The organism is Pseudomonas sp. TE24901, assembly GCF_054058375.1.
Map to the genome: position 1 here is coordinate 495,593 of NZ_JBSSAF010000003.1, position 12,182 is coordinate 507,774.

The 12,182-nt window shown below is 61.8% G+C and carries 10 protein-coding genes; 7 read left to right on the top strand and 3 right to left on the bottom strand.

Annotated elements, in window-relative coordinates:
• The first annotated feature begins 276 nt into the window (after positions 1 to 276).
• The 7 genes from ACVWVP_RS08370 (at position 277) to tauD (ending at position 8,511) form a co-directional block, all read left to right on the top strand.
• A complete protein-coding gene (locus ACVWVP_RS08370; RefSeq protein WP_178918917.1) occupies positions 277 to 2,601 on the top strand; it encodes a Tex family protein in 2,325 nt (774 codons plus the stop codon).
• Positions 2,601 to 2,984, top strand: coding sequence for a PaaI family thioesterase (locus ACVWVP_RS08375; RefSeq protein WP_178918919.1), 384 nt, complete (start codon positions 2,601 to 2,603; stop codon positions 2,982 to 2,984). Before ACVWVP_RS08370 ends, ACVWVP_RS08375 begins: the two co-directional genes overlap by 1 nt.
• A 215-nt stretch (positions 2,985 to 3,199) precedes the next feature.
• Positions 3,200 to 4,783 carry a glutamate--cysteine ligase gene (gshA, locus tag ACVWVP_RS08380; protein ID WP_457405208.1) on the top strand — a complete coding sequence of 528 codons (1,584 nt, stop codon included), beginning with the start codon at positions 3,200 to 3,202 and terminating at the stop codon, positions 4,781 to 4,783.
• 273 nt (positions 4,784 to 5,056) lie between these two features.
• Positions 5,057 to 6,034 (top strand): taurine ABC transporter substrate-binding protein, encoded by a 978-nt coding sequence (gene tauA, locus ACVWVP_RS08385; protein WP_457405210.1) that lies wholly within the window; start codon positions 5,057 to 5,059, stop codon positions 6,032 to 6,034.
• Positions 6,035 to 6,050: 16 nt separating this feature from the next.
• Positions 6,051 to 6,830 (top strand): taurine ABC transporter ATP-binding subunit, encoded by a 780-nt coding sequence (gene tauB / locus ACVWVP_RS08390; RefSeq protein ID WP_457405212.1) that lies wholly within the window; start codon positions 6,051 to 6,053, stop codon positions 6,828 to 6,830.
• Entirely contained in the window at positions 6,827 to 7,663 is an 837-nt protein-coding gene (gene tauC / locus ACVWVP_RS08395) for a taurine ABC transporter permease TauC (RefSeq protein ID WP_457405214.1), read from the top strand. The genes tauB and tauC overlap by 4 nt, the downstream gene beginning before the upstream one ends.
• 11 nt (positions 7,664 to 7,674) lie before the next feature.
• On the top strand, positions 7,675 to 8,511 hold the full coding sequence (gene tauD, locus ACVWVP_RS08400; protein WP_178918927.1) for a taurine dioxygenase: 837 nt from the start codon (positions 7,675 to 7,677) through the stop codon (positions 8,509 to 8,511).
• A gap of 129 nt (positions 8,512 to 8,640) precedes the next feature.
• Here the strand turns inward: tauD and mgrA are convergent, their stop codons facing one another.
• The 3 genes from mgrA to ACVWVP_RS08415 all read right to left on the bottom strand — a co-directional run bounded on the left by mgrA (position 8,641) and on the right by ACVWVP_RS08415 (position 12,168).
• Complete coding sequence (gene mgrA, locus ACVWVP_RS08405; protein ID WP_178918929.1) at positions 8,641 to 9,678, bottom strand: L-glyceraldehyde 3-phosphate reductase; 1,038 nt, start codon at positions 9,676 to 9,678, stop codon at positions 8,641 to 8,643.
• A gap of 109 nt (positions 9,679 to 9,787) precedes the next feature.
• A complete protein-coding gene (locus tag ACVWVP_RS08410) occupies positions 9,788 to 11,116 on the bottom strand; it encodes an OprD family outer membrane porin (protein ID WP_178918946.1) in 1,329 nt (442 codons plus the stop codon).
• 161 nt (positions 11,117 to 11,277) lie between these two features.
• On the bottom strand, positions 11,278 to 12,168 hold the full coding sequence (locus tag ACVWVP_RS08415) for a LysR family transcriptional regulator (protein ID WP_457405217.1): 891 nt from the start codon (positions 12,166 to 12,168) through the stop codon (positions 11,278 to 11,280).
• Between the last annotated feature and the right edge of the window lie 14 nt (positions 12,169 to 12,182).

Genomic DNA, 12,182 nt, shown 5'->3' on the forward strand with positions numbered 1-12,182 from the left:
CCACCGCCAGCGAACCCGCGCCCTACAACCACCGGCGCAGTACCCCCCAAGTGCAGAACGCTGGTTATAATGCGGCGCCTTCGTGCAGGGCAACGTCAGATCGTTACCGTTTACTGCCGGGCTTTTTTTCACCCGCTTGTCGTGATTTTTTCGATTTCGAGGGTCAATAGGCTGCCTCTTGACCCAGGCAGCGGCGCCAGTCGGGCCGCTCAACCAGCCTCCCAGGGCCTTGTTTTCCGGGCCTGCGAGCTGATTTTCAGAATTTCAGGTGGTTTTATGGACAGCATCAACAGCCGCATCGCCGAGGAACTCGGTGTACGCCCACAACAGGTCGAAGCGGCCGTCGCTCTACTGGATGAAGGCTCCACGGTGCCTTTCATCGCCCGTTACCGTAAAGAAGTGACTGGCAGCCTCGACGACACCCAACTGCGTCACCTGGAAGAGCGCCTGCGCTACCTGCGAGAACTCGACGAACGGCGCATCAGCATCCTCGCCAGCATCGAGGAGCAAGGCAAGTTGACCCCACAACTTGAGCGCGACATCAAGCTCGCCGACACCAAGACCCGCCTCGAAGACCTTTACCTGCCCTACAAACAAAAGCGCCGCACCAAGGGCCAGATCGCCCTGGAAGCCGGCCTGGGCGAGCTGGCCGACGGCCTGTTCAACGACCCGTCGCTGACCCCGGAAACCGAAGCCGCACGCTTCATCGATGCCGAAAAAGGCGTCGCCGACACCAAGGCCGCCCTCGAAGGCGCCAAGTACATCCTCATGGAGCGCTTCGCCGAAGACGCCAGCCTGCTGGAAAAACTGCGCACTTACCTCAAGCAGGAAGCCACTCTCAGCGCCCGCGTCATCGCCGGCAAAGAGGAAGAGGGCGCCAAGTTCCGCGACTATTTCGAACACGACGAACCGCTGAAAAGCATGCCGTCCCACCGCGCACTCGCCATTTTCCGTGGCCGCAACGAAGGCATTCTCAGCTCCGCACTCAAAGTCGGCGACGAGCTGCCGGGCACCATGCACCCGTGCGAAGGCATGATCGGTCAACAATTCGGCATCCAGAATCAGAATCGTCCTGCGGACAAGTGGCTCGGTGAAGTTGTGCGCTGGACCTGGAAGGTCAAGCTCTACACCCACCTGGAAACCGACCTGTTGGGCGAGCTGCGCGACGGCGCCGAAACCGAGGCGATCAATGTGTTCGCCCACAACCTGCACGACCTGCTGCTGGCCGCTCCGGCTGGCCCGCGCGCTACCCTGGGCCTCGACCCGGGCCTGCGTACCGGCTGCAAGGTGGCGGTAGTCGACTCCACCGGCAAGCTGCTGGACCACGCCACCGTCTACCCGCACGTGCCGCACAACAAATGGGACCAGACCCTCGCCATCCTGGCCGCCCTCTGCGCCAAGCACGCCGTGGACCTGATCGCCATCGGCAACGGCACCGCCAGCCGCGAGACCGACAAGCTGGCCGCCGAGCTGATCAAAAAATACCCCGCCATGAAGATGACCAAGGTCATGGTCTCCGAGGCCGGTGCTTCGGTGTACTCGGCGTCGGAGCTGGCGTCCAAGGAGTTCCCGGACCTGGACGTATCGATCCGTGGCGCGGTGTCCATCGCCCGCCGCCTGCAGGACCCGCTGGCCGAGCTGGTGAAAATCGACCCGAAATCCATCGGTGTCGGCCAGTACCAGCATGACGTGTCGCAGCTGAAACTGGCGCGCGGTCTGGACGCCGTGGTGGAAGACTGCGTGAACGCCGTCGGCGTGGACGTGAATACCGCCTCCGTGGCGCTGCTGGCCCGTATCTCCGGCCTCAATGCCACCCTGGCGCAGAACATCGTCACCCACCGCGATGAAAACGGTGCGTTCAAAACCCGCGCCGCGCTGAAAAAGGTTGCACGCCTGGGCGAAAAAACCTTCGAACAAGCTGCCGGCTTCCTGCGTGTGATGAACGGCGACAACCCGCTGGACGCCTCGGCGGTCCACCCGGAAGCCTACCCGCTGGTGCAACGCATCGCTGCCGAGACCGACCGCGACATCCGTTCGCTGATCGGCGACGCCGCGTTCCTCAAGCGCCTGGACCCGAAAAAGTACACCGACGAAACCTTCGGCGTGCCGACCATCACCGACATCCTGCAAGAGTTGGAGAAGCCTGGCCGCGACCCGCGCCCCGAGTTCAAGACTGCCGAGTTCCAGGATGGCGTCGAAGACCTCAAGGACCTGCAACTGGGCATGATCCTCGAAGGCGTGGTGACCAACGTGACCAACTTCGGTGCCTTTGTGGACATCGGCGTGCATCAGGACGGTTTGGTGCATATCTCCGCGCTTTCGGAGAAATTCATCAAAGACCCGCGCGAAGCGGTGAAGGCCGGTGACGTGGTCAAGGTCAAGGTCATGGAAGTCGACATTCCGCGTAAACGCGTCGGCCTGTCGATGCGCATGAGCGACACCCCGGGAGAGAAAATCGACGGTGCCCGTGGCGCACGCCCCGGTTCCACGCCGCGTCAGTCGCAGAACACTGCGCCGCGTAAGGAAACCACCGCCGCAGCGCCCAGCAACAACGCCATGGCCTCGCTGTTCGCCAACGCCAAACAGTTGAAGAAGCGCTGATGGAAATTCCGGCCGGTTTGACCCAGAGCGCGTTCAGCGAACTGATCGGCTGCCGCCTTCAACGCCTCGAACAAGGCGTTGCAGAGGTGGCCCTGACCCTGGAGCCGCACCTGCGCAACCGCGCGGGCAAGCTCCACGGCGGGGCGATTTTCAGCCTGGTGGACATCACGATGGGGCTGGCGTGTTCCAGCTCCCATGGTTTTGACCAGCAGAGTGCGACAATCGAATGCAAAATCAACTACATCCGCGCCGTCGAAGAGGGCGACGTGCTGTGCACCAGCCGGGTGATTCATGCCGGCCGCCGCACGTTGGTGGTGGAAGCGGATGTGTACCAGGACGAAAAACTGGTCGCAAAAGCACAAGGCACCTTCGCTGTCCTATAGCTCCCCGCCCTCGATTTGAGTTAATTTCGGCGCTGCGAAAGCGGCGTCGGAAGTTTCTTCCTGCGCGATAGCCAGATTCAGGGACTGAAGTCGGCACTTTCAGGGCCAGTTAAATCGGCTCGAAAACCAGGCGATAACGCCAGTTTCAACTTCACCCTTGTAGACCGTCCTGCCCACCCCCATATTGGGGCGACTGACGCGTGAAGGAATCCAACTTGAGCGAACTTCTCAACCGCCGCCTGGCTCTGCTCGGCAAGCGCGAACACCTCTCCCTGCTAGAGCAGTGCTTGCACGGCATCGAGCGCGAATGCCTACGCGTCACCGGTGAAGGCCGCCTGGCGCAAACGCCGCACCCTGAAGCCCTGGGCGCCGCGTTGACCCACGAACAGATCACCACGGACTACTCGGAATCGCTGCTGGAGTTCATCACCCCAGCCCTGCCGAATCCGGCCGATACCCTGAGCAGCCTGGACAAGATCCATCGCTTTGCCTACACCAAGCTGGGCAGCGAATACCTGTGGAGCCCCTCGATGCCGTGCCCGTTGCCGGCCGAGGAAGACATTCCGATTGCCTACTACGGCACGTCCAATATCGGACAGCTCAAGTACGTGTATCGCAAAGGCCTGGCTTTGCGTTACGGCAAGACCATGCAGTGCATCGCCGGGATCCACTACAACTTCTCGTTGCCCGAGGCGCTGTGGCCGTTGCTCAAGGAAACCGAAGGGTTTGTCGGCACCGATCGCGACTACCAGTCCACCGCCTACATCGCGCTGATCCGCAACTTCCGCCGCTACAGCTGGCTGCTGATGTACCTGTTCGGTGCCTCGCCGGCCCTGGACGCCGGCTTCCTGCGTGGTCGCTCGCACCAGCTCGAAGTGCTGGACGCCGATACCCTGTACCTGCCGTACGCCACCAGCCTGCGCATGAGCGACCTGGGTTACCAGAGCAACGCCCAGGCCGGCCTCACGCCGTGCTACAACGATTTGAACAGCTACACCGACAGCCTGCGTGAAGCGGTGGCAACGCCCTACGCGCCGTACGTCGAAGTCGGCACCCACAAGGACGGTGAGTGGGTACAGCTCAACACCAACATCCTGCAGATCGAAAACGAGTACTACTCCAACATTCGCCCCAAGCGAGTGACCTACACCGGCGAGCGCCCGATCCAGGCGCTGATGGCCCGTGGCATCCAGTACATCGAAGTGCGTTGCCTGGATATCAACCCGTTCCTGCCGATGGGCATCGACCTGCCGGAGTCGCGTTTCCTCGACGCCTTCCTGCTGTATTGCGCGTTGAACGACAGCCCGCTGTTCGCCAACAACGAGTGCGGCAATGCCACGTCCAACTTCCTCAGCGTGGTCAAGGAAGGTCGCCGCCCAGGCCTGCAATTGCAGCGCGATGGCCAGCCAGTGGACATGAAGGAATGGGCCGCCGAGCTGTTGGAGAAAATCGCGCCGCTGGCTGCCCTGCTCGATGAAAGCCACGGTATCACCGAGCACAGCCAAGCGCTGGACGCCCAGCTGGCGAAGGTCAAGGACCCGTCCCTGACCCCATCGGCCCAGGTGTTGGCGGCGATGGCCGAGCGCAAGGAGAGTTTTGCGCAGTTCTCCCTGCACCAGAGCCAGCTGCACGCCGAGCATTTCCGCAAGGAACCGCTGCCGGCCGAAGAGCAGGCACGCTTCGAAGAGCTGGCACGCACGTCGCTGGCGCAACAAGCGGAGCTGGAGCAGAACGAAGTGGGCGATTTCGATGTGTTTGTCGGGTCATACCAGGCGAGCATCCTGGCCATCAGCAACTAAAGCCTTACTCGCCGAATGCAGACTCTGTAGTGAGCGGGCTTGCCCCGCGCTGGGTGGCGAAGCCGCCCCAACAAGGCAACCGCATTGCTTCAGTTAACACGCGGCGCCAGGTTTTAGGGCGGCGTCGCCACCCAGCGCGGGGCAAGCCCGCTCACTACAGGGCAGCATTGTTCTTCTAATAAGCTAATTCGAAAATGTTATTTATTTTCGAATTCTTAGATCATTTAGTCTCCTCACACGCCGACCCTCGGCCGCCTGATTGAGGAGCTTCCCTTGAAACTGTTAACCCCTCTGCGTCTCCTGGCCGCATTGTCCCTGGCCGGTGCCAGCCTGTTTGCCCAGGCGGCGGATGTGACCATCGCTTACCAGACCACCGTGGACCCGGCCAAAGTCGCCCAGGCCGACGGCGCGTATGAAAAAGCCACCAACGCCAAGATCAACTGGCGCAAATTCGACAATGGCGCCGACATCATCGCCGCCATTGCTTCCGGTGACGTGCAGATCGGCTACCTCGGTTCCAGCCCGCTGACCGCCGCCGTCACCCGCAAAGTGCCGGTGGAAACCTTCCTCGTCGCCACTCAGATCGGCGGTGCCGAAGCCTTGGTGGCGCGCAACGGATCGGGGATCAACAGCCCACAGGACCTGGTTGGCAAGAAAGTCGCCGTGCCGTTCGTGTCCACCGGCCACTACAGCCTGCTGGCCGCGCTGAAGCACTGGAACATCGACCCGTCGAAAGTCACCATCCTCAACCTCGCGCCACCGGCCATCATCGCCGCCTGGAAGCGCGGCGACATCGACGCGACCTACGTGTGGGACCCCGCCCTGGGCGTGGCCAAGGAGAACGGCAAAGTGCTGATCACCTCCGGCGAGCTGGCCAAGCTCGGTGCGCCGACCTTCGATGCATGGATCGTGCGTAAGGACTTTGCCGAGAAGCACCCGGAAATCGTCACAGCCTTCGCCAAAGTCACCCTGGACGCCTACGCCGCCTACCGCAAAGACCCACAAGCCTGGCTCGCTGACAAAGGCAACGTCGACAAGCTGGTGAAGCTCTCCGGCGCCAAGGCCAGCGACATCCCGTTGCTGCTGCAAGGCAACGTCTACCCGCTGGCCGCTGACCAGGTGACCCTGCTGGGCGCGCCGACCACCAAGGCCGTGACCGACACCGCCGCGTTCCTCAAGGAACAAGGCAAGGTCGACGCGGTACTGCCGGACTACGCCCCTTACGTCAGCGCCAAGTTCATTACCAACTGATCAGGAGTTCATCGCGATGGCCTTGCTACAACTGGAGCGCATCAGCGCACAGTACCCAGGCGCCACAGAACCGGTACTGTCTGACATCTCAATCGACCTGGGGCCCCAGCAATTGCTGGTGGCCCTCGGCCCGTCCGGCAGTGGCAAGACCTCGCTGTTGAACCTGATTGCCGGCTTTGTCGAACCGTCCGCCGGGCGCATTACCCTCGACGGCGTGCCGGTCAAGGGCCCCAGCGCCGAACGTGGCGTGGTGTTCCAGGACGACGCCCTGCTGCCCTGGCAGGACGTGCTGGCCAACGTCGCCTTCGGCCTGGAGCTGGCCGGCGTGCCCAAGGCGCAACGCGAAGTGCGCGCCCGGGAAATGCTGGCGCTGGTGGACCTGGCCGGTTTCGACAGCCGCCGCATCTGGCAACTCTCGGGCGGGCAGAAGCAACGCGTCGGCCTGGCCCGCGCGTTGGCCGCTGACCCGCGCGTCTTGTTGATGGACGAACCCTTTGGCGCCCTCGACGCCTTCACCCGCGAGCAGATGCAAGAGTTGCTGCTGCAGGTATGGCGACGCACGGCCAAGCCGGTGTTCCTGATTACCCACGACATCGAAGAAGCGGTGTTCCTCGCCACTGACTTGATCTTGCTGGCGCCCAACCCGGGCCAGATCGTCGAACGCCTGAGCCTGGACTTCGGCCAGCGCTACGCGGCGGGCGAATCAGCACGGGCGATCAAATCCGACCCGCGTTTTATCGAAACCCGCGAACACGTGCTGGGCAAAGTGTTCTCTCAACGGCAGGTGTCCGCATGAGCAGCTATGAACTCCCCGCCACCGTCGCCAAGCCGGTGACACACGCGGTGATCCCAGTGCGCCGCAGCCTGAGCACCCGCTGGATCAGCGTACTGACCCTGGTCGCGCTGCTGGCCCTCTGGTGGGCCGTGACCGCCACCGGCTTGATTGAACCGTTGTTCCTGCCACCGCCGTCGGCCGTGCTGCAAAAAGGCTGGCTGCTGGCGACCACCGGCTACATGGATTCCACCTTGTGGCAGCACCTGGGCGCCAGCCTCAGCCGTATCGGCCTGGGCCTGGGCTTTGCCGTACTGACCGCCGTACCGGTGGGGATTGCCATCGGTTCCAACCTTATTGCCCGGGGCATTCTCGACCCGCTGATCGAGTTTTACCGTCCGATTCCGCCCTTGGCCTATCTGCCGCTGATCGTGATCTGGTGCGGCATTGGCGAGCTGTCCAAGGTGCTGCTGATTTACCTGGCAATCTTTGCGCCCATCGCCATCGCCACCGCGACCGGCGTGCGCACCGTCGACCCGGCCAAGCTGCGCGCGGCTCAGTCGTTAGGCGCCACACGCGCCCAGTTGATCCGCCACGTGATCTTGCCGAGCGCTCTGCCCGACATCCTGACTGGCGTGCGCATCGGCCTGGGCGTGGGCTGGTCGACACTGGTCGCCGCCGAATTGATCGCCGCCACCAGCGGCCTGGGTTTCATGGTGCAGTCGGCGGCGCAGTTCCTGGTCACCGACGTGGTGGTGCTGGGCATCCTCGTCATCGCCCTGATCGCCTTCGCCATGGAAATGGGCCTGCGCGCCCTGCAGCGTAAATTAGTGCCGTGGCATGGCCAGGCACATTGAGTGAGAACAGCATGAGCAGCCTGACCGTTACCCCCATCAGCACCGCATTGGGTGCCCTGATCAGTGGCGTCGACATCACCCAGCCGTTGAACATTGAAGAGCGCGATGCCATCGAACAGGCGTTGCTCAAGCACTCGGTGCTGTTCTTCCGTGATCAGCCGATCAACCCGCAACAGCAAGCGCGGTTCGCGGCGAATTTTGGTGACCTGCATATCCATCCGATCTACCCCAACGTGCCGGAACAGCCTGAAGTGCTGATCCTCGACACCGCCGTCACCGACGTGCGCGACAACGCCGTGTGGCACACCGACGTGACCTTCCTGCCGACACCCGCACTCGGTGCAGTGCTGAGCGCCAAACTGCTACCCGCGTTTGGTGGCGACACATTGTGGGCCAGTGGCATTGCGGCGTATGAGGCGTTGTCCGAGCCGTTGAAGCGTTTGCTCGACGGGCTGACGGCTACCCACGACTTCACCAAGTCCTTCCCGCTGGAGCGCTTTGGCAACACCGCCGAAGACCTGGCGCGCTGGGAAGAAACCCGTAAGAAAAACCCACCGCTGTCCCATCCGGTGGTGCGCACGCACCCGGTGAGTGGGCGTAAGTCACTGTTTGTCAGTGATGGGTTCACCACCAAGATCAACGAACTGGAACCGGCCGAAAGCGAGGCGATCCTGAAACTGTTGTTCGCCCACGCGACCCGTCCGGAATTCACCATTCGTTGGCGCTGGCAGGAAAATGACGTGGCGTTCTGGGACAACCGCGTGACCCAGCACTACGCGGTGGATGATTACCGGCCGCAGCGGCGGGTGATGCATCGGGCGACCATCTTGGGCGACGTACCTTTCTAACCCCCGGCGAAGATCAAATGTGGGAGCGGGCTTGCTCGCGAAGGCGGAGTGTCAGTCGATACATGTTTGACTGATACACCGCCTTCGCGAGCAAGCCCGCTCCCACATTTTTGACCGAGTGATGTCAGGTTATTCAGCGGAAGATGGCTTTTCCCACAAGTTGATCCCGCCTTCCTGGGCAAACCGATCGATCTCCGCCAGTTCTTCCGCACTGAAGCTCAGGTTCTTCAACGCACCGACGTTCTCGACAATCTGCTCCGGCCGGCTCGCACCGATCAGCGCGCTGGTCACCCGTGGATCTCGCAACGTCCAGGCCAACGCCAGTTGTGCCAGGCTCTGACCACGGCGCTTGGCAATTTCGTTCAGCGCACGCACGTGGGCAATGTTGGCATCCGACAAATGCTTGGCCTGCAATGAACCACCGCCCGGGCGGTTGACCCGTGCATCGGCCGGCACGCCATTGAGGTACTTGTCAGTCAGCAAACCCTGGGCCAGCGGCGTAAACGCAATCACCCCGGCGCCGAGTTCTTCGGTGGTGTCCAGCAGGTCTTTTTCTACCCAGCGGTTGAGCAGGTTGTAGGCCGGCTGGTGGATCAACAGCGGCACTTTCCACTCTTTGAGCAGGGCGGCGATTTCGCGGGTTTTCACGCCCGAATAGGAAGAGATGCCGATGTACAGCGCCTTGCCTTGTTGCACGGCAGTGGCGAGGGCGCTGGCGGTTTCTTCCAGCGGGGTATCGGCGTCAAAGCGGTGGGAGTAGAAGATGTCCACATAGTCGACGCCCAGGCGTTGCAGGCTCTGGTCCAGGCTCGCCAGTACGTATTTGCGCGAACCGCCGCCCTGGCCGTAAGGGCCGGGCCACATGTCCCAACCGGCCTTGCTGGAGATGATCAGTTCATCGCGGTAATGCTTGAAATCTTCGCGCAGCAAACGGCCGAAGTTGATCTCGGCGCTGCCGTACGGTGGGCCATAGTTGTTGGCCAGGTCGAAATGGTTGATCCCCAGGTCGAACGCCGTACGCAGCAGGGCGCGCTGGGTGTCGATCGGGGTACTGTCGCCAAAGTTGTGCCACAGGCCCAGGGACAGTGCCGGCAGCACCAACCCACTGCGGCCTACGCGGCGATACGGAATAGATTCATAGCGGTTTTCGGCAGCAATGTAAGTCATCGAATCCTCTCTTGAACTTGGGACTAATAAGGCCCGGGAATAACGCTATTCCCAGGCCTTTTAAGCAGCTGAATCGCTTAAGTCTGCCGTTCCGTTCTACAGCAATTTCCTACCAGAGGGGAACGACATAGCTGACATAGAAGCGGTTTTCATCCTGCACGGTGGCGCCGGTGATATCCGGGCTGGCATGCGCGTTTTTCCAGGTCACGCCCAGGCCTTTGAGGGTGCCGGTCGGTACTTGGTAAGCCACGGCAATGTTGCGTTCCCACTCGCTGGTGGTGCCTTGCACGGTGCGGATGTCATCACCGTGGGCGTAGGCCGCCGAGAACGACAGGCCCGTGAGGCCCAGCTTACCGAAGTCATACTTGTACTGCGCAAGCCACGTGCGCTCACCGGCGTGTTGAAATTTATTCAACTGCATGTTGGTCAGCGCCGGGGTGTCGGCGCCAGAGCCCGGGCCCTGGCGGTTATCGCCGCTGTTCAGGCCAGAATCGAGGTACGGGAAGTCGCTGTCGCCGCTGTTTTTCTGGATGCCCAGGCCGACGGTGTGGCCGTCCAGGCTGTAGCTTTCAAGCAAGCTCGCTGTGGTCTGGTTGATGCGGCCTTTGGAGCTGCCGTCGCCGTAGAGACCAGCCCCGGCAAAGTCCTTGTCACCGTCGGCGTTTTCGCCCACACCCAGGCTGCGGAATACGCGGATATCGGTGTCGATTGCACCGACCGACAACGCGTCATGACGCTTGGCGCCCAGGAAGAACTGCTGGTAGTAGTCTTCAAGGTTGGAGTACCAGAGGCTGACAGTGGTGTTCTGGATACCGGTGTAGTCCGCACCGCCAAACAGGAAGCGATCGCTCTCTTTGGTGCCCCCGGCGGTGATCATGCCCTGGTCGCCGGTTTCGTTGCGGATCTTGGTCTTGAAGATATCGCCGCCGGTGAACGTAAAGTCCGTGAGGTCCTTGGACACCAGTTGCACACCGGTGTTGGTCTGCTGGTACAGGCGGCCGTCAGTGTTGGCCAGCACCGGGTTGTTGCCGTAGAGCGTGCCGAGGCGCAACTCATCCTGGGCAAAACGCATCTTGAACGTAGGGCTCAACACACCGAACTGGTCGGCGGACTTGCCGTTGTCCAGCGGAAACATGCTGCCGGGGTAGCGGCCCTGGTGATCCTTGTCGTTGAGGTCGCCACCGGAATCCAATTTCAAGCCGTAGAAGGCTTGCAGGTCCAGGCCAAAACCGACCGGGCCTTCGGTGTAGCCCGACTTGAAGTTGAACTCGAAACCCTGGCCCCAATCACGCACGCTGTGCGCCTTGGCCGTGCTGTTCACCACATCACGCCCCTGCTGGTTGAGATAGCGATTGAGCAGGGTCACATCGGCGTGGCTGTCATCGATAAAATCGGCATGGGCGGACAGCATAAAGCTCGCCATGGCGGCACCCACCATGGGGCTTAATAACGTCTTCATTGTTACCGGTCTCCGTCACTGTTCTGAAATGAAAGCGTCAAACGCTTCACACAATTACGCAGTGGCCAGATGACAGTTCGGAGTCAAAACCGATAGTTCACGAATGAAATTAAATTTAAGCAACCCTTTAACTACGCGGGTTAGCGGGCATTTTCGAAGATTTCTGACAGCCAATCCACGAACACGCGCACCCTCGGCGACAGGTGTCGGTTATGCGGATACAGCACCGATACCGGCATGGGCGGCGGGGGCGTATCGGCGAGAATTTCACGCATCACACCCTGCTCGATCAGCTCAGCCATGCGGTAATGCGGGCACTGGATAATGCCCAATCCGGCCACCGCGCTGGCGGAGTAAATCTCGGCGCCGAAGACCGAAAGCGCGCCCTCGATACTCACCTCTTCAAGCTCGCCATCGACCATGAATTCGAACGGAAAAAGCTTGGCCGTGGTGCGCGAAACGTAGTTCACCGCACGGTGTGTCGCGAGGTCCGCCAGGCACTTTGGTTCGCCATATTTTCGCAAGTACGTGGGGCTGGCGCAGGTCACCTGGCGCAGGGTCGCCACGCGCCGGCCGATCAACGCAGAGTCCCCCAGGGTGCCCGCGCGCAATACGCAATCCACGCCCTCGGCGATGAGGTCGACGAAGCGATCCGCCTCACTGATCGACAGCTCGATTTCCGGGTAGCGCGCCATGAACTGCGGCAGTGCCGGGATCACAAAATACTTGGCCAGGGTGCCGTGCAAATCCACGCGCAAACGGCCCTTGGGCGCCACGCCGCGAAACGCCAGTTCAGCCTCTTCCAGCTCCGCCAGCAGTAGCACGCAACGTTGGTAGTAGGCCTCGCCATCGAGGGTGGGACGCACGCGACGGGTGCTGCGTTCGAGCAGGCGAGTGCCCAGCCAGGCCTCGAATTGATTGAGGGTGTGGGTCAGCGTGGCGCGCGGCAGGTTCAGGTCATCGGCGGCCAGTGTGAAGCTTGAACGCTCGTAAATGCGCACAAACACCTTCATCGCTTTGACTTGATCCATGTGGCCTTCCCCGG

What these genes read in the sequence shown, in the direction of transcription:
- ACVWVP_RS08370 (WP_178918917.1), top strand. Translation starts at nt 277, where the DNA reads ATGGACAGCATCAACAGCCGCATCGCCGAGGAACTCGGTGTACGCCCA.
- ACVWVP_RS08375 (WP_178918919.1), top strand. Translation starts at nt 2,601, where the DNA reads ATGGAAATTCCGGCCGGTTTGACCCAGAGCGCGTTCAGCGAACTGATC.
- tauB (WP_457405212.1), top strand. Translation starts at nt 6,051, where the DNA reads ATGGCCTTGCTACAACTGGAGCGCATCAGCGCACAGTACCCAGGCGCC.
- tauC (WP_457405214.1), top strand. Translation starts at nt 6,827, where the DNA reads ATGAGCAGCTATGAACTCCCCGCCACCGTCGCCAAGCCGGTGACACAC.
- tauD (WP_178918927.1), top strand. Translation starts at nt 7,675, where the DNA reads ATGAGCAGCCTGACCGTTACCCCCATCAGCACCGCATTGGGTGCCCTG.
- mgrA (WP_178918929.1), bottom strand. Translation starts at nt 9,678, where the DNA reads ATGACTTACATTGCTGCCGAAAACCGCTATGAATCTATTCCGTATCGC.
- ACVWVP_RS08410 (WP_178918946.1), bottom strand. Translation starts at nt 11,116, where the DNA reads ATGGTGGGTGCCGCCATGGCGAGCTTTATGCTGTCCGCCCATGCCGAT.
- ACVWVP_RS08415 (WP_457405217.1), bottom strand. Translation starts at nt 12,168, where the DNA reads ATGGATCAAGTCAAAGCGATGAAGGTGTTTGTGCGCATTTACGAGCGT.